Source organism: Kiritimatiellia bacterium (assembly GCA_018001225.1).
GTDB lineage: Bacteria > Verrucomicrobiota > Kiritimatiellia > CAIQIC01 > JAGNIJ01 > JAGNIJ01.
This window is the reverse complement of sequence record JAGNIJ010000001.1, coordinates 285,881-302,940: the sequence shown is the minus strand read 5'-3', so window position 1 is coordinate 302,940 and position 17,060 is coordinate 285,881. Positions and strand designations below refer to the sequence as shown.

The window sequence follows — 17,060 nt, the reverse complement described above, 5'->3', positions numbered from 1 at the left end:
TGGGTGTACCAGGGGCGGAGATTGAAGATGAGAATGTGCCGGCCGTCCTCCCGGAGCGGCCTCGCGTGGGCCACGTCGTGGAGCCTTTGCAGGGCGCGCTCGATCTTCTTCACGTCGCTGTTCTCGATAAACAGCTCGCGATAGATCTCCTGCGCCCTCCACCAGGCGCGGCCGGCGGTCTTTTTTAGAGTTATATACATGATTAATCCTGAAGCCGTTTCTACAAACCGTGACGGTCGCTGCCACGTGCTTACGCACGCGGCTACTTCTGTACGACCTGGAAGCCGTACAGGCGCACCGGGCCGCGCGTGTCGAAGCGCAGGCGCACCGTCCGGCCAACCCAATCAGCCAGGCGGCCATCCTTCCATTCCATCCCAACGCGCACTCCATCCCGTTCGATAGGCACGCCCCGCAGCAGCGGGCTCGCGGACGCGTCGCCGTCCCCCGGGAGAACGTCAACGGCAACCCGGCCCTTCGAAGCATCCGCGTTGACTTCCAGGGCGCTGCCCTCCAGGACGAACGACTTGGTGACCAGGCGCGCGGTTTCGCCCTCGTTTTCCAGGTAAAGGAATCCCTCCTTACGGATCGAGGCCACGCCCACCGCGGACACGTATTCCCTAGGTTCCCCGTGCGGTTCCTGGGAATGGTCCCGCCATGATCCCCCGTAATACAACAACCACTGGGCCCCGTGCTCGATCGGCTGGCCGTGGCAGGGATACACCATGCCGGCATCGAAGGATTTCTCGCCGCCCCTCGGGATCAGCGCCTGCTCCGGACTGACGTATTGCAGGTCCCACGTGGCGCCGTCCCGCGAATAGGCCAGGCAGTAATCAATGAGGATCTGCTTTGAGAACAGGGCCAGGTTGCCGATGTAGAGGCCCCCGTACTTGTACACGGTCATCGAATAGATCTCCCCGCTTTCCGGGGGAAACGTATCGGCCACGTGCGTCCACGGCGCCACCGGCAGAGGGAGAAACAACGCCCGGGCCACAACGAACAGGCGCGAAGCGCCGATAACCGGGCGCACGTCCAGGCGCGAGGAGCGCCCCCCGCTGGTCATGGTCCGGGAATAGACACGATAGAGGTCCAGTTCTTCGTCCCACAGGATGTTGCATTGCGTATCCGACCGGGGCGCGTCCAGCATGCGGACGTCCTCATAGAAGCTCCACTTCTTGCCGTTGCCCGAATGCCCGAAGGCCAAGCCGTGCAGGGGGCTCACTCCGCGCATGCCGACAGATCCATAGACGATCTTGTACCGGTGCCCGCCCCGCCGCTCGTGCCGGTCGTAGGTCACCCCGGCGCCAAAGGCGGGGGAGAGCACGACGTTGTCGAAGTCCGGTAGCAGGCGGGGTTTGCGCCACTCGAACCCATCGTCGGACTCGGCATAGGCAAGGGACATGTAGGATCCCACCATCATCCCCCGATAGGTCTCGCCGCCGCAGCTGTACCACATCTGGATCAAGCCGGCGTCGTTCGTCAGCACCGTGAAGTAGGCTCCCGCGATCGGCCCTTCCCAGGAGCGGTCCGGTTTCAGCACGGGCTCGCCCTCGTTCAGCTTGACCGGCACGCCCTGTTTCCGGACCCATCCTTCGGACTTCTCCAGGATGACCGCGTCGTCGAAAAACACCTGCGGCTCCAGGCCCACCGGCACGGGTTCCTGCTCCCAGCGCGCGCTCAACTCCTCGATGCGCGCGTGAACCACGGGATCCGGCTGGTCCTCCTGGGGCGCGGAGGGCGAGGTCATCTTGTCCAGCGACGCGCAGCCCGCGGCGACGAGAAACAGGCCCGCCGCGAGGAGCGACGCGGAAATGCCCGGAGTTATGCAGCGGTTGTACGCCATGCAGAGAAGCCTCTTCGGGTTAGGACGAGACAAGGAATACCGTTTTTCTTTTGGTGAGCGCATGATCCTGAAACCCACCCCCCGCTTCGCGGACCCCTCCCCAGGAGGGGATCGTTCTCTTTTCTCCCCTCCTCCGGAGGGGTCGGGGGTGGGCTCCCTCCTCCTCCGGCCCGCGCTTCGTACCCGCACCGGTAACGGTGTGGCCGCCCACCGTCTCTTCAGCGCGCGGGCAGCGGGTTCCCTTGCGCATCGCACCACGTATGGTCCATGACCAGGGGCGGCAGGTGGGTGGACATGGCGTGCGGCAAGCCCGGCCGCCCCATCTCCTCCGGCGTGGCCGCGATCCGGAACGACCCGGCGTGAAAGATCTTCTGGAACATGTCCTGCCCCACGCCGGACGTGATCGCGCGCCGCACGCCGGCCCAGACCTCGTAGGTGCCGGCCGCCAGGCTTGGAGTCCGCAGCAGGCAATCGAACGAACCTGTTCCCTTCGGCACCCGGACCGTCAGTCCGTCCGACAACATGCAAAGGCTCGTGAAAATGACCTCGAAGTTGCCTTTCTTCTTGAGGATGAAGTTCAGGTACCCCGGCAAGCCTTCCTGCTGGTTCTCGTAGTGAAACCGGAGACGGACAGACTCACGCCAACTGTATTCCGTTCTGGCCCCCCCATCGTCCGCGAGCGTTTCCACGCGGGTAATCCACATGGGCTGCAACGTACTCGCGGGCGGCGGGGTGCCGCCCCCGGGCGGGAGGGCATGGGCCTCCATGAAGGTCGCGTAGTGCCGCAGGATCTCCCGGGGATCGCCGGTCTCCTTCACCTGGCCACGGTCGAGCCACGCGACCCGCGTGGCGACCATCTCCACCGCCTGCGGGGAGTGCGAAACGAACATCATGGGCACGCCCTGGTCCAGCAGGGACCGCATGCGCTCGAAGCTCTTGTTCTGGAAGGCCATGTCGCCCACGGCCAGGACTTCGTCCACCAGCAGGATGTCCGGGTCCAGGTGTGCGGCCACGGAAAAGGCCAGGCGCACGAACATGCCCGACGAGTAGTTTTTTACGGGCATGTCGATGAAATCGCCCAGCTCGGCGAACTCCAGGATCGCGTTGAACTTCCGCGCAATTTCCTCCTCGGTCAGGCCCAGGATCAGGCCGTTGATGTAGACGTTTTCGCGCCCGGACAGCATCGGGTGAAAGCCCGCGCCGAGGGCAATCAAGGCCTGCAGCCGGCCGCGGATTTCCACGTGCCCGCGCGTGGGGCCGTAGATGCCGCTCAAGATCGAGAACAGCGTGCTCTTGCCCGCCCCGTTGTGCCCGACCACGCCCAGGCATTCGCCCCGGCGCAGGTCGAAGGAGACGTCCTGCAGCGCCCAGAACTCGGAGGGACGGAGGCCGTCGGAGGAGGGCGGAGGGCGGAGACCTGAAACCTGAAGGGGTGCGGCTTGATATGGGATGGGCTGCGGACCCGACGCATCCGCCACCCGGGCGGCCAGGTTCGGCGAGCGGAAGCGGTGCGGGAGCAACGCGGCCCGGGCGATGTCCACCAGCCCGTACCACATCGCCCGCTTCAGGGAGCGGGAGAACTTCTTCGACAGGCCGCGAACGGCAATAGCGGGAGGTTCGGACATGGTCAACGATTTCTCTTGCTTGCTGTCGCCGGGGGTATGCCGGCTTCACGCGTGCTTATCTTGTGGCTCAGGCGCGCCGCCATCGGCGGCCGTCAGGAGCCAAGGCCGGGACGGCAGCGTTTCCTCGATCAACCTCACAACGTCCCGGGCGCGGATCATGGCCACGGTTCCACCGCCCACGGGTATTTTCCTCGCCACCCCCCGATCGTAAGCCAACCGGCTGAAGGCATCGTTATTCGGCACGGCCCGGGGATCGTCCAGGCGGCGGCAGAAGTACACCGCGCTTGTTTTCTCGCGGCGGCCGTCTTTTTCCGTGACGCCCTCAAACACCTTGTCAAAGCGATAGGGAACGCCCAGTTTACGCTCCACGTAGTGAAACAGCGTGGAACCCGCTTCGAACACGTTGAGGTTGCATATCCAACCGTTTGCCTCCACGAGCCGGGTCCAGAACGAGCCGCTCCCGAAGCATTCACGCGGCACATCGCGGGTCAGCGCCCCCGCCTGCGGGCCCAGGGCCGCGACGCTGAAGATCGGATCCTCGGAGCGCAGGGCGCCAGGCCGTGTGCGCACCCATTCCGCCAGGAGGCCGCAGTCCGACGCGCTCGCGGCGGGGTTGAAAACTTCTCCGCGGCAATACGAGTAGGTGAACACCGGGACCACGAGCGTCCCCTCGGGCCCGATCACCTCGCGAAACGCCCGGCACACCCCCTCGCATAGGGTTTCCGCGCTGTACGCCCAGACTGGTTTTCCAAACAGCGCAATATTGCTGTGAGTAAAAACCACATCCCCCGGGCCCAACCCGCCCCAGCGAAAGGCCGCGGTCAAATCGGCGATATCATAGCTTCGGGGCATCCTGACTGCATCCCACAGGGGCGCGGGCTCCCTCGTCGGGCTATTCCTTGATGACGTACGCCGTCGCCTGGCGCACATGCGGGAAGTGACGAATTCGGCAGGATCCGATCACCGCTTCCACGGCCGCGCTTTCCGTAGGCGAAGCCTCCGAGCCGTAGTGGTCGAAGATCATGATGCCCCCCGGCACCGTACGCTGCCACAGCGGGCCCACGACGGCATTGAGCACCGCTTCGATTCCGCAATCCACGAAACTCAACTTGAACCGCATCTGCGGATTGCGATCAAGAAACGGAGAAAACTGCCGGACAAGGTCCATCCGGTGCAGGACCGCCACGTCGCCCAGCCCCTGCCGCCGCACCATGGCGGACAGCATGCCGTAGCTGGCCCTGTATTGGCCCGCCTTCGTGGAATCCCGGCGTCCCGGCGCCATGCCGCGGAACCAGTCAAATCCATGGACCTGCGTGGTGGATGCCCGCTCGAAAAGGGCCACGAGCTTGGCAAAAAAGAGGAAGGATGCGCCCTTGAACGTCCCGATATCCGCGATGTTGCCCGACAACTCGCGGACTCGCGCGTACAAGTCGTACATCATCAGGTGCCGCGCCAGGTTTACCTGGCCGACAAAGACCGGGTAATTGAACACCAGTTCGCGGGTGTCAAACCGCTGGCGCTCAAGCCAGGCGATGTACTTGAAGTACTCGGCATCGGTCTCTCTGTACTTGTCCCACGCCCGATGCATGCCCTCGCCGCTCTTCGACCGTCCCCGCTGGTCTTTCGTCATGGCCGATCCCCCTTCTGCTTGCAGCGCCTGTCTATAGCGCCGCAGAACCCGGCGATGGTGGTGAACGCCTTGTCTTGAAAATCTCCGGGTTCGAACTCGATGCCGTAGTGCTCTTCGGTGGCGCTGATCAATTCAACGGTCCCGAACGAGTCCAGAACGCCCAAGGCCACAAAATCGTCATTCGAGCCCAGGGCCCCGGGCTCTCCACGCCCCCGGGCCTGCAGCCAGTTTTTCAGCCATGTTTGCGTATCCATTGCTCCGCCTCGGCTACGGTACGCGCGGGGGCACGACGAACCGCTTGACGCCCATGGCGTCGAGCCGCTGCTGCTGGGCGGCGCCGTCGAACGACGGCATCGCGAGGGCATCCCGGAGAATGTGGAGGGCGTCATGGATGCGCTCCTCGGGCTCCGTGCCGATCCCGACGCGAACGAAGCGCCGGGTGCTCTCCCCGTAGGCTGACCCCGGGACGACGGAAATCTGATGATCAAAGAGGAGATGCAGGGCCAGTTCGAGGTCCGTTCCCGGGAAGGGGTCTATCCGGACAAAGAAGTAGAAGGTGGAGCCCCCGGGCAGCCGCTGGAGGCCGATGCCGTCCATGAACTTTGCGATGCGCTCGCGTTTCTTCACCACCTCGGCCACCTGCGGCAGCGTCCGCGAGATCACGTCGTCGAAGTACCGTGCCATGTACAGCAGGAGGACCGTGGAGGCGCACGTGATGACGTGCTGGTTCAGACGCAGGATGGCCTGGATAACGTCCGGCGTGGAGATCGCGTACCCCACGCGCCAGCCGGACATGCCCATGTTCTTCGACAGCGAGTTGGCCACGATCACGCCGCTCTTGTCGGGCGCCACGCGGGCCATGCTGACAAACGGCTCGTCGATGAGGAAGTCGCTGTAGGCCTCGTCCACGAGAATATACACGCCCCGGGACCGACAAATCTCGTAGAGGGCCTGGAGCTCCGGTTCGCGGTACAGGCGGCCCGCCGGGTTGTTGGGATTGTTTATGACCATCATCCGGGTCCGGTCAGTCATGTACCGGCCGAATTGCTCGACCGGGCAGTCGTACGGAATAAAGCGGGGCACCGCGCCGACGATCCTCGCCTGCTCCTGGTAACTCAACCACGCCGGCTCATGGATTAGGATCTCCTCCCCCGGGTTCACCGTCGCCTGCATGGCCAGGTAGAGGATAACCTTGGACCCCGCGCTGATCAGCAACTCGGTGTTGGCATTCACGGGCGCCCCGTACTGCTTCCCGTAGAAACCCGCGATCTTATGCCGCAGTTCGGGAATGCCCTGGCTGTCGGAGTAGTGGTAGCCCTTGACGAAATCGATGGCGGAGAAATCGAACATGGGGATGTCGAAAAACGCCTCGCCCAGGGACAGCACGGTGATGTCGCGCCCCTTTCTCTTCTGGTCGTACACCAGTTGGTTCATGTAGATGGACAGCGCCTCGGGGATCCCGGCCGCCGTCCGGCTGATCTGCATGTCGGGTCGCGTCATGATCCCCTCCTACCGGGCCAGGAGCCCCTTGCGGATTTTACCGGAGGAAGTCTTCGGCAGGCTTTCGGCGACAAGCACCTCCTCCGGCCAGCGGTAGGAAGCCAGTTGGGCGTGCAGGGCCCGGGCCGTCTGCTCCCGGAACCCGTCGCCCGCGGGCTTCGCAGGCACCACGTACAGCACGTAGCTTTCCCCATAAAAATCGTGACGCACGCGAACCGCCGCGGCCTCCTGGACGCCTTCCAGGCCCTCGGCGATCCGCTCGATCTCCCGCAGCGCGATCAGGTAGCCGCCCTTCTTGACGACGTCCCGCGTCCGGCCGGTAATCACCAGCGCGCCCCCATCATTAAACTGACCAAGGTCCCCGGTCGGGAACCAGCCCTCGTCGTCCACCGGGCGGGATACGACCCCGCCCTCGCCGAGGTAGCCGTCGAACAGGAAAGGCGTCCGCACACGGACCTCCTGGACCGATTCGCCGGATTCGGCCTCCCGGACGGGCCGGAACTCCAGCTCCACGCCGGGCAGCACTTCCCCGACGCTGCCTTCCGAGCGGTGCTCCAGGGTCGCGGGCGTTTCCGACGTAAGGAAGGTGGTTTCCGAGAGCGCGTAGTTCTCCAGCAGAGTTTGGCCGAACATGACTTCGAACTCGCGCTTGGTTCCCAAGTCGATCGGCGCGGTGCCCAGGAAACAGCGCTGCACGAGCGACTCCAGGTCCCTGACCCGCCGCCGCGCCGCGCGCCCGAGCGTCACAAGGCCGCGAACGATCGTCGGCACCAGCCAGAGGGTATCAATGCCGTGGCGCTCCACAAATTGCCAGTAGGTCAGGTAGGTCTTCCCGCTGAAGGTGTCGTCCACGACCACCGAGCCCTCCGCCGCCAGGGGAATCAGGCCAAGATTGAATAGCCCGCCCAGATAGGACACGGGCAGGTAGTTCCAGAAGCGCGGCGCGCGGCCGCGGAGATAGTGGAAGTCCGCGAAGGCGCAGGCAGCGGCCCAGAGCGTGTCGCCGTCAATCACCATGGCCTTGGGCTCGCCCGTCGTGCCGCTGGTGCTCAACAGCAGCTTGCCGGCGGCGAACCCGGCCTCCGCCTCCGCCGGGGGCAGCCAGCCGAAGGCGCCGTCCGCCGTCACCCGCGTTACCGGGACACCAAGACCCTTCACGGACTCCTGCAGGGCCGCGGGCAGCAGGTCGGAAACGAGCGCCAGGGACGGCCGCACGAGGCGGCCCCACCGGGTCACCTCCGCCTCGGTCGCCGTGCATGCTAACGGCGCGTACTTCATCCCGGCCGCCAGGGCGGCGTACAGCAGGACCAGCGTATCCGGGGCATTGGGCATGATCCCCATAACCGTGTCGCCCGGCGCCAGCCCATGCTGCCGGAAAAGGGTCCAGCAGCGGCGCACGAGTAGCGCAACCTGCCCGTAGGTCAGCTCCGCAGTGTCCACGTCGCGGGGGGTGACGAAGGCCACCTCGCGCGAGCGACGTTCCGCGATCTCCAGGAAATCCCGGCCAAACGTGCGTTGTACCGGCTTCATACCATGACCCTCCCGCCGTTCAGGACCGTCCGGCCGTCCACCTCCAGCCGCGCGGACCGGACGATCACATCCAGATGATACCCGGCGTTATTGCAGCCGCCGATCGTGGCATTCGATCCCAGTCCGAAATGAATACAGCCCATGCAGCCCTCGTCGGTCAGCATGCAACCGGTCAAGCGGGCCACCGGGTTGAGGCCCACCCCCAACTCGCCCACGACGCGGCGCGCGCTGTCCGCGCCCCCCAGCAGGCGCTCCAGCGTCTCCGCGTAATCGGCCCGTGCGCCCGACACGCGGCGGACCCGTCCGCCCTCGACCTCCAGGCGCAACGGCGATTCCAGCAGGCCGATCTCGGGCGTGGTGATCGAGCCGTCCGCGACGATGACGCCCCGGGTGCCGTCCTCGATCGGCGCGATGTTGGCCTCGACGTCCGGGGGCGATCCCATGTCCCCGGCCCGCTCGACGTACCCCGGAGCCGCGTTGCCCTGCCGATGCTCCAAGCGCAACTCGACATCCGTCCCCGCGGGCCCGGTCACCCGCGCGCGCGCGCCGGCCGTGAGCGCTCCGACCACGCGATCCACGTCGGGTCGGCGCGCGCGGTAATCAATGACCAGGGCCGGATCGTCCAACAGCTTCCAGGAGTACAGGGGCAGGCTCAAGAACCGGCCTCCGTTCCGGGCCGCTTCCACGCGCGCGGCGCTGTGGGCCAGGGAGTAGACGCAGAGCGAGATCGTCAGCGCGGCACCGAGCATGGCCTCGCGCGCCTCGCCGGAAGGCTCCTGCCCGTGGCTCGCGCTGAACGGCATCTCCACCAACCGGCCGGAATCCGTGCAGGATTCCGCGCTCTTGCGGAAGGCCTCCGCCAAGTCCCGGGTCTCGGGATTGCAGAGGATCAGTACCGACTCGCCGGTGCGGACCGATCCGCAGTGCTGCAGGACGTGCCGGATCGCGCGCTCGCGTTCAGGGGTCAGTTCGTTCATGTCCGTGCGGCCTCACGCAGGTTGCCAGGTCAGCAGGCCGTGGTCCACGAGCTTCTTGCACAACGGGCTTAACTCCGCAAAGGGCGTCCCGATGACGTCCGCGATCTCCAGCAGGGTGCGCCGGCCGTCGCTGTAGGTGAGCAGGTTCATCATTGTGCGAACCGCGTCGGTGCTGCCCTTGCGGCTGACGGTCGGGTACAAGCCGCGCCGCCCGAGTTGCGGTTCGCCGAGCACCGTGGCCCGGGGCACGCCGTTGCCTTCCAGCACCTCGAGCGCGGCGCGCAACGCGTTGAACCCGCCCTCCAGGCCCGACGGCGTGACGAAGGCCAGGTCGTCGAGGGACGTGTGGTATTCCGGGTACGCGGCGTACTTGCTGCGCATGATCGTAGCCACGGGCAGGTCGATGCCCGGGGCGCCGTACTGCCGCTCGTCGCTCCCCCGGTCAAGCCACGTGTACCGCTTGAAGTCCAGCGCGAGGTGCCGGAGCACGTGCAGGGCGGCGTGGTCCGCCTTCGTGTCGCCCGCGCGGGACGGCAGGTAGGAATAGCACCGGTCGTCCCCCACGCACGTGATGTTGAACCCGGCGACAACGTGTTTCTTCAAATGCTCCAGGTTCCGGCTCACGAACACCAGCGAGCCGAGGGTCTCGGGGATGAACACGATCCGGTACGTGTACCGGCGCCGCGAAAGGTCCCGCAACCAGCGCGCCAGGGCCGTCGTCACCACCGGCCCCGACAGCTCGTTGTTGGCCATCGAGGGATGGCAGACGTACGTCGAAAGCAGGACCTCCTCCGCGGTGTCCCCGGGCAAGACCGCCTCGCCGTAATTCAGCACGCCGGGCTTCAGTTCCGAGTCCACGACCGCCCGGTAGCGGCCCGGCGGCAGGGCCCGGCGCTGGTTCTCGCTCACGCAGAACCCCCAGCGGCGGCTGTAATAGGAGGTGACGTAGGGGATCGCGTCGGGCTGGCCGGGGAGGGAATACAGGTACGCGTCCAGTTCCTCCCGGTCCAGCCAGCGGTCCACCGGCTCCGAGTAGCCCACCAGGTGCAGGTTGTTCCGGCGGAAATCCACGACGCGCCGGCCCGCCTCGTCGGCGATGAAGGCGTCCCGGATCGTCCACTCGTCCGGCACCGTCCAGTCGAAGGCCTGCGTCCCGGTCGGCACGCTTTCGACCACGAGTTCCGGGACGAGTTCCCGGATGTATGCCAGCGTCCGGCGGACACCCTCGCCCGTCAGGCTGCGGCAGATCGGAAACAGGTCCGACGCCCAGCGATGCATGGTTTGACCGTCCATAACAGAGCCAGAAAAAACCACGGATGGAAGCGGATTTACACGGATAGAATGCCGAACCGCGCTTCTTATCGTAGCCGCGCCGGTAACGGCGTGGCCAGGCAAACACCGAGTCAGGGGAGCCACCGGCTTACGCCGGCGACTACGTAGCCGCGCGCGTAAGCGCGTGGACGATGTCGGGTATTTAGCGGCCGGAGCAATAACCGCTCACCAGGTCCCAACTCATCGGCGTCCCACGCGGGATGTCCCGGGCGGCCCGCTTCCCGAGAATTTCGTCCAGGTGCTTCGGCGACAGGCCGTGTCCCGGCCGGATAGAACGAACGTTCCGATCGGTGAACACGTCCCCGGCCTTCATGTCCGCCACGACGAACAAAGAACGCCGGAAGACCCGGCTGGCCTTCTCGTGCTCGCCGATCTCATACGAGATCCGGCCCAACGACTTCTCCACTTCGCGCACGGACTCGGCCAGGGTCTTGAACTCGCCCGGCTCCAGGGAAAAGGCGCTGTCCGGCCCCGGCACGGAGCGGGAGATCGTGAAGTGCTTCTCGATCACGCACGCGCCCAGCGCGACGGCCGCCACCGCCGTGGCGATGCCCAGGGTATGATCGGAAAGGCCGACCGGGCAGCCGTACCGCGCAGCCAGGTCCGGGATCGTGCGCAGGTTCATCTCCTCCGGCCGCGCGGGATAGGCACTGCTGCACTTCAGCAGGATCAGCGACTCGCATCCCGCCCCCCGCAACACGCCGACGGCCTCGTCAATTTCGTCCCGCGTGGCCATGCCCGTGGACAGGATCACCGGCTTGCCCGTTCGCGCGACCCGGCGCAGCAGGCCCGCGTCTACCAGTTCGAACGAGGCGATCTTGTACGCGGGCACGTCCAGGGCCTCGAGAACGTCCACCGCGGTATCGTCAAACGGCGTGGAGAAAAAATGCAGGCCGAGATCCTCCGCAACGGCTTTCAGTTTCGGCTGCCAGTCCCAGGGCGTGTAGGCCTCGCCGTAAAGCTGGTAGAGGGTCTTGCCCTCCCAGAGGGTGCCCTTTCCGATCCGGAACTCCGGCCGGTTGCAATCCAGCGTGAGGGTGTCGGGCGTGTAGGTCTGGATTTTCACCGCGTCGGCCCCGGCGTCCTTCATCGCGCGGACGATGCGCACGGCCTCGTCGTAACGCTGCCCGTGGTTCGCCGACATCTCGGCGACGAGGTACACCGGATGCCCGGGCCCCACGGGCCGGCCGGCGATTTCGACGGAAGGATTCATGCCGTTCCGGCCTCCCACACGAGGCGGACCGAGGGCTCCCCGCCCATGGCCCCCCGCGCCGCAGGACGATACCCCGCGGCCAGAAAGGCGCGGAGAGAGCGCTCGTTATCCGTCTTGATGTAGGCGTGGATGCGCGCCGGCGGGTCCAGCCGGGCGGTTTCGGCGGTCGCGGCGGCGATCGCGAAAGAGGAAAGCCGGCGGCCGCGGGCTTCCGGCGCGAGGTTCACGGAAACGATTTTCTCCCCGTTTCGCATCTCGAAGCGGACCTGTCCGAACGGCCGGCCGCTTTCGTCTTCGGCCATGACCATTCTCGTATCCGGATCGGCCAGGCGCCGGGCCAGCCAGGCGTAGTGTTCCTCGCGCGCGATCACATGCGACGAGAAAGACACCGCGCGGGTGTCGGGGTCGTTGGTCCAGCGCAACAGCAACTCGGCGTCGTCCATGGTAATGGGACGCAACCGCACCCGGTCCGCCCCGAGCGTATCCACCACCCGCGCGGCGCCCCGGCCGTCCACCAGGGCCCGGCCGGCCTCGCGCATGCGGCGCCGGCGCTCGGGATCGCGCAGCAGCGCCCCAACCTGGTCCGCCACGGCCTCGGGACGAAGGTCCGTCCCCTCGCCCAGGTTGACGCCGACGCCTTCCTCGGCCAGGCCGCCCGCGACCCCGCGCTGGTTGTCCGCCAACACCACCATGAGCGACGGCAGCCCCATGAAGGCCGCTTCCCAGCACGTGCTGCCCGCGCCCAGGATCGCGAGGTCCGCCCAGGTCATAAGGGCGGGCATGTCGGTGACGTCGTGGAGGAGGGTGAAAAGAGAGGGATGAGGGCGGGAACCTGAAACCTGAAGACCGAATTCCGAACACTTCTCCCGCAATTTCTCCACGTGCGCATTCACGCTGCCGGCGATCACCTTGACCTCGACGTCGAGGTCCTTGAGCCCGTCCATGACGGTGGCCGTGGCATTGTCCGGGTCGGCGCCGCCCATCGAGACCAGCACCCGGCGCGCGGTCTCCGGGATGTCCCGGGGCCGGTCCCGCCACGGCAGGAAGGCCGGACCCAGCAGGGCGTAGCGCGGGCCGAGCAGGAAGACCGTCCCGGGGTCGGCGGGATACACGAGCCGTTCCGCGTGGATGTTCTGGTTGAACAGGATGTCGGCAGGGTAGCGGTCTCGGTGCCGGTGATCGTCCACGACCATCACGCGGGCGCCCGAGGCGCGGAGGGCCGCGTGGTAGCCCGCGTCGAAGTCGTACCCATCCACGACGATCCACCGGGCCGCCGACTGCCGGGCCGCCTCCAGCGTGTGCGCCAGGTCGTCCGGGTGGGGATGGGCCTGCGCGATGGACACCAGGCGGCACCCGGCGGTTTCCACCCGTTTCCGGAGCCCGGGCGCCAGGTCCCGACTGACCATCGTCGCCTCCCAGCCCCGCGCCATGGCGGCCTGGGCCAGGGAAAGGCAGCGCATGACGTGCCCGGCCCCGATCTTCGCCGAAGCATCCGCTCTGATGACCAGCTTCATTATTTACGGAATCCCAGCGGCCCAATGGATCAGCCCGGCGCGGATTTCATTATCAGAGAAGGAAGGGGCGGAATCCATGCAGTGCCGAGGATTTTCCCCTCCCGGGAGGGGTGGCCCGCCGCGGGCCGGGGTGGGTAGGTCAGCACAGTTTCGTTCCGCAAGCGAGACAGTTAAGGCTGAATAGAATGCGAGGAAGTTGAATCTCGATACGCCTGTGCCATCTGGATGCTGGACAGGACCAGTAGCCCCTGCACACGCTGACCATAGAGACGGCCAAAATGCTGACGATCACTTGTCCAAAGGTGGGTGCAACGGGCACCGATGGCGCCTGCCAGAATCGGAATATCTTTCTCGGCCAACCATTCCGGTCGTTCTTTGGGCATTTCAAATGCCTTGGTGATTTCGATCCGGCTGCCAAGCCCATTCAAGCCGGAAAGCAGATGGGGGCGCTTGCGTTCCAGGTTCCGTCGCGCCTCTTCCCATGCATGGACACTGGTCACCAGCCTATGAGACGTCGCCAGGGCTTCCAACAATTGTCGGGTAGCGCTTTTTGAATCGCTGGCAGAAAAGAGAATGTTGGCGTCCAGAAAGATAGTCACCGACGCGGCTCCGACAGATGCCGCGAGAACTCCTTATCAGCCTGATCGAATTCTGCTATTCGCTCATCCGAATAAATCTCAATCGGATAGGCGACAGCAGGATGAAGCACAATGCCATCCCCTGAAACGCTGGCCATCACCACACCCCCGCCATCAACACCCAACTGTTTCCTCAACTCTTTCGGCAGAGTCATGGAACCCCTGCCGTTTATCTGAATTACCGTATTCATGGCATACCAATACAACATTCCCGCATTTTGGTCAATTCCATCGCCGGCAGCCGGCACTCGATTTCTTCAAACCGCTTCGCCGTTGCCTTTTTCCCGCCTCCAACCTTCAACCTGCAACCTGCGACGCCTTGAACATTCTCTCCGCCGTCTCCCAGTCTTCCGGGGTGTCCAGGTCCTGAACGCGGTGGCGGGGCAGTATCACGGGAACCGAATCCGAAGAAAAAAGGCGAGGATTCTCCAGGTACCGGGCCACGTCGAGCCAGTAGAACTGCCCGGCGTCGTGCCAGGCCTCGGGGAGGTCCTGGGAACGCTTCGTCCAGTTCTCCGGCCAGAACATCTCGAGGCGGCCCTGCGCGTTGAGCTTCAGCGAGCGGAAAATGGTATAGGGATACGTGGTCACGGAAAAAGCGGTGATGGCGCGGGATTCCTTCAACAGGTCCAGCCCGCGGCGCAGGTCGTCCGGCCGGACGAACGGCGCCGTCGCGTACAAGCCGCAGGCATAGTCCGGCCGCGCGTCTTGGGAGGCCAGCCAGTTCAAGGCATGCACGAGCACCGGGTCGGTGCCGGTCCGGTCGTCCGACAGTTCCGGCGGGCGGCGGAACGGAACCTCGGCGCCTTCGGCCCGGGCTACCGCCGCGATCTCTTCGGAATCCGTGGAGACCAGGATCCGGCCGAACAACCCGCTCGTGCGCGCCGCGGCAATGGAATAGGCGATCACCGGGCGGCCGCAGAAGGGCCGGATGTTCTTCCCCGGGATGCGCTTGCTGCCCCCGCGGGCCGGGATGATGGCGACGGTGTTCACAGCACTGCGGTGCTCCTTGAGGCCCGGCTAACGCCGGCGGCTACCTTGCGCCGGCGACTTGTTTCACGGCCTCGATCACGGCCTGCACATCCCCGTCCTCCAGGTCCACGTACAGGGGCAGGCAAAGGCACTGACGGTAGAATTGTTCGGCGACGGGGCACTTGCCGGGCCCGTACCCGTATTTCTCGCGGTAGTAGGGTTGCAGGTGAACGGGAATATAAAGGACATGCGCCGCGATGCCCCGCTCCAGGAGTTCCGCCATCACCCGGGTGCGGGTCTTGCCCAAGCCGGAAAAATCCACGCGCGCCGCGTACAGGTGCCACGCAGACGCCACGCCGGGACTCTCCCATGGCCCTTCGACCCGCGGCACATCCTTCAGCCCCTCGTTATAGGCGGCCACGATGGCGCGGCGGCGGCGCACGAAGTCGGGCAGTCGCTTCAACTGGCTGATGCCGAGGGCGCAGAGAATGTCCGAAAGACGGTAGTTGTAGCCCAGGTCCTGCATCTCGTAATACCATGGCCCGAACTCGTTGAACTCGGGGCGGCCGAGACCCTTGAAGCCCGCGACGTCCTTGGTCATGCCGTGGCTGCGCAGCAGGCGGCACCGGTCAGCCAGGGCCTTGTCGTGGGTTACCACGGCGCCGCCCTCGCCCGTTGTGATATTCTTCACGGGATGGAAACTGAACGTCGTCAGGTCGGCCCGCCCGTGCCCGCCGACCCGGTACCGGCGGCCGTCCACCGTGATCTCGGACCCCAGGGCATGGCAGGCGTCCTCGATGACGAGCGCTCCGCGCCTCCGGGCCACCCCGGCAATCCCCGCGATGTCGCACGGCTGGCCGGCATAGTCCACGGCCACGACGGCCCGCGTGGCGTTGTCCCAGGTCCGTTCCAACTCGGCGGGATTCAGGTTGGCCGTGCTCGAGTCTACGTCCACAAAATCCACGGTTGCACCAACGTATTCCGCCGCGTTGGCGGACGCCAGGAAGGTCATCGGCGAGGTCACCACCCGGTCTCCCGCCCCGACGCCGGCCACCCGCATCGCGAGATGCAGGGCGGCGGTGCCGCTGCTGACGGCCACGGCGTAGGGGGCGCCGGTGGCCTTGCACAGCGCCTCTTCGAACGCGGCCACGCGCGGGCCGCTGGTCAGGAATCCGGATTCCAGGGCTTCCTTCACGGCCTCGACATCCGCCGCATCGAGGGATTGCCGGCCGTAGGTGAACGGGGTCTTGGTCATGCAACTCGCTCCCGGGTCGAAGGCTTGTGGTCCGTCATCGCGCCGCGCAGGCGGCCCGAGGTTCAGGTCATGGGGTCGTACCAACTGGCTTCGATGGGCCCGGCGGCGGCCGTGCGCCGGACTCCCTCGTCCAGGGATACGGTCGGCTCATAGGCCAGCACCCGGCGCGCCTTGCTGATGTCGGGGAACCGCTCGTGAATCTCGCGGCCGGCCGACCGGTCCGACTGGCTCATCTCCACGAGCACCGGCTTCATCGGTTTGCCCAGCAGGGTGATCACCCGCCCGGCCAATTCCCGCATGGAAACGGGCTCCAGGTCGTTGCCGATGTTGAAAGCCTCCCCGTCGGCCTTATCATTGAGCAGCGCCCGGACCACGCCGGCGGCCGCGTCGTCCACATAACAGAAGGCCCGGATCTGATTGCCCGCCCCATACACGACGGGAGGCTTGTCCTCCATGACCGCCTTGATGAAGCGCGGCATCACGAATTCGGCCACTTGTCCGGGCCCGTAGACGTTGAAAAACCGCACGACGCTGAAGCGCAGGCCATAGCGTTCGCGGTAGGCGCGCAGGTATTCCTCTCCGGCCAGCTTGGTCACCGCGTACACGGACTTGGGGCTGGCCGGGGTCACTTCCCGAATGGGGTTTTCAAAAGGCTCCCCGTAGATTTCAGAAGAGGAGGAGAACACGATCTTCTTGACCCGGTTCTTCACGCAGGCGTCGAGCACGTTCAAGGTGCCCTGGATGTTCACCGTCAGGCATTCAAGGCGCTGGGCCTCGGTGCGCTTAACGCCCAGCATGGCGGCCAGGTGGACCACGTAGTCGCAATCCTGGACGGCCCGGTTGATGTCGTTGGCGTCCAGGATGCTCCCGGTGTAGCGCTCGATGTCGTCTCCCGGGGCCTTGACCAGATCCATCGCCCGCAAGGAGCTCTCCGGATAGACCTGCCGGAAGGTCCGAATGACCGCCTGGCCGATGAAACCCGCTCCGCCCGTGATCAGTATGCGCGGCATGTTCGCCCTCCGTGTTCGCCCGAT

The 17,060-nt window shown here is 65.8% G+C and carries 17 protein-coding genes; all 17 read right to left on the bottom strand.

The genetic code is table 11. From position 1 onward, the window contains the following. Positions 1 to 200, bottom strand: a 200-nt coding sequence (locus tag KA248_01265) for a hypothetical protein (protein MBP7828525.1), incomplete at its 3' end; no start/stop codon positions are given. A gap of 62 nt (positions 201 to 262) precedes the next feature. Continuing rightward, positions 263 to 1,840, bottom strand: coding sequence for a hypothetical protein (locus KA248_01260; protein ID MBP7828524.1), 1,578 nt, complete (start codon positions 1,838 to 1,840; stop codon positions 263 to 265). Between the two features lie 218 nt (positions 1,841 to 2,058). Beyond that, positions 2,059 to 3,465 carry an ATP-binding cassette domain-containing protein gene (locus tag KA248_01255; GenBank protein MBP7828523.1) on the bottom strand — a complete coding sequence of 469 codons (1,407 nt, stop codon included), beginning with the start codon at positions 3,463 to 3,465 and terminating at the stop codon, positions 2,059 to 2,061. A 45-nt stretch (positions 3,466 to 3,510) separates the two neighbouring features. Then, positions 3,511 to 4,317 carry an AAC(3) family N-acetyltransferase gene (locus KA248_01250; protein ID MBP7828522.1) on the bottom strand — a complete coding sequence of 269 codons (807 nt, stop codon included), beginning with the start codon at positions 4,315 to 4,317 and terminating at the stop codon, positions 3,511 to 3,513. A 40-nt stretch (positions 4,318 to 4,357) separates the two neighbouring features. Next, on the bottom strand, positions 4,358 to 5,095 hold the full coding sequence (locus tag KA248_01245) for a class I SAM-dependent methyltransferase (protein ID MBP7828521.1): 738 nt from the start codon (positions 5,093 to 5,095) through the stop codon (positions 4,358 to 4,360). Further along, positions 5,092 to 5,349 carry an acyl carrier protein gene (locus KA248_01240; protein ID MBP7828520.1) on the bottom strand — a complete coding sequence of 86 codons (258 nt, stop codon included), beginning with the start codon at positions 5,347 to 5,349 and terminating at the stop codon, positions 5,092 to 5,094. Before KA248_01240 ends, KA248_01245 begins: the two co-directional genes overlap by 4 nt. A 13-nt stretch (positions 5,350 to 5,362) precedes the next feature. Continuing rightward, positions 5,363 to 6,595 carry a pyridoxal phosphate-dependent aminotransferase gene (locus KA248_01235; GenBank protein ID MBP7828519.1) on the bottom strand — a complete coding sequence of 411 codons (1,233 nt, stop codon included), beginning with the start codon at positions 6,593 to 6,595 and terminating at the stop codon, positions 5,363 to 5,365. 9 nt (positions 6,596 to 6,604) lie between these two features. Further along, positions 6,605 to 8,125 carry an acyl--CoA ligase gene (locus KA248_01230; GenBank protein MBP7828518.1) on the bottom strand — a complete coding sequence of 507 codons (1,521 nt, stop codon included), beginning with the start codon at positions 8,123 to 8,125 and terminating at the stop codon, positions 6,605 to 6,607. After that, entirely contained in the window at positions 8,122 to 9,102 is a 981-nt protein-coding gene (locus KA248_01225) for an aminopeptidase (protein ID MBP7828517.1), read from the bottom strand. Before KA248_01225 ends, KA248_01230 begins: the two co-directional genes overlap by 4 nt. Positions 9,103 to 9,114: 12 nt before the next feature. Further along, the gene (locus KA248_01220; protein MBP7828516.1) at positions 9,115 to 10,380 is read right to left on the bottom strand and encodes a DUF4910 domain-containing protein; all 1,266 of its coding nucleotides are present in this window, start codon (positions 10,378 to 10,380) and stop codon (positions 9,115 to 9,117) included. Between the two features lie 196 nt (positions 10,381 to 10,576). Then, positions 10,577 to 11,647, bottom strand: coding sequence for a pseudaminic acid synthase (gene pseI, locus KA248_01215; protein MBP7828515.1), 1,071 nt, complete (start codon positions 11,645 to 11,647; stop codon positions 10,577 to 10,579). Next, positions 11,644 to 13,161 carry a UDP-2,4-diacetamido-2,4,6-trideoxy-beta-L-altropyranose hydrolase gene (pseG, locus tag KA248_01210; protein ID MBP7828514.1) on the bottom strand — a complete coding sequence of 506 codons (1,518 nt, stop codon included), beginning with the start codon at positions 13,159 to 13,161 and terminating at the stop codon, positions 11,644 to 11,646. The genes pseI and pseG overlap by 4 nt, the downstream gene beginning before the upstream one ends. A 170-nt stretch (positions 13,162 to 13,331) precedes the next feature. Further along, complete coding sequence (locus tag KA248_01205) at positions 13,332 to 13,760, bottom strand: PIN domain-containing protein (protein MBP7828513.1); 429 nt, start codon at positions 13,758 to 13,760, stop codon at positions 13,332 to 13,334. Next, positions 13,757 to 13,954 (bottom strand): AbrB/MazE/SpoVT family DNA-binding domain-containing protein, encoded by a 198-nt coding sequence (locus KA248_01200; protein ID MBP7828512.1) that lies wholly within the window; start codon positions 13,952 to 13,954, stop codon positions 13,757 to 13,759. The genes KA248_01205 and KA248_01200 overlap by 4 nt, the downstream gene beginning before the upstream one ends. A gap of 142 nt (positions 13,955 to 14,096) precedes the next feature. Further along, positions 14,097 to 14,792, bottom strand: a complete 696-nt coding sequence (gene pseF, locus KA248_01195) for a pseudaminic acid cytidylyltransferase (GenBank protein MBP7828511.1) — start codon at positions 14,790 to 14,792, stop codon at positions 14,097 to 14,099. A gap of 40 nt (positions 14,793 to 14,832) precedes the next feature. Then, complete coding sequence (pseC, locus tag KA248_01190; GenBank protein ID MBP7828510.1) at positions 14,833 to 16,026, bottom strand: UDP-4-amino-4,6-dideoxy-N-acetyl-beta-L-altrosamine transaminase; 1,194 nt, start codon at positions 16,024 to 16,026, stop codon at positions 14,833 to 14,835. Between the two features lie 62 nt (positions 16,027 to 16,088). Next, positions 16,089 to 17,036 (bottom strand): NAD-dependent epimerase/dehydratase family protein, encoded by a 948-nt coding sequence (locus tag KA248_01185; GenBank protein ID MBP7828509.1) that lies wholly within the window; start codon positions 17,034 to 17,036, stop codon positions 16,089 to 16,091. Between the last annotated feature and the right edge of the window lie 24 nt (positions 17,037 to 17,060).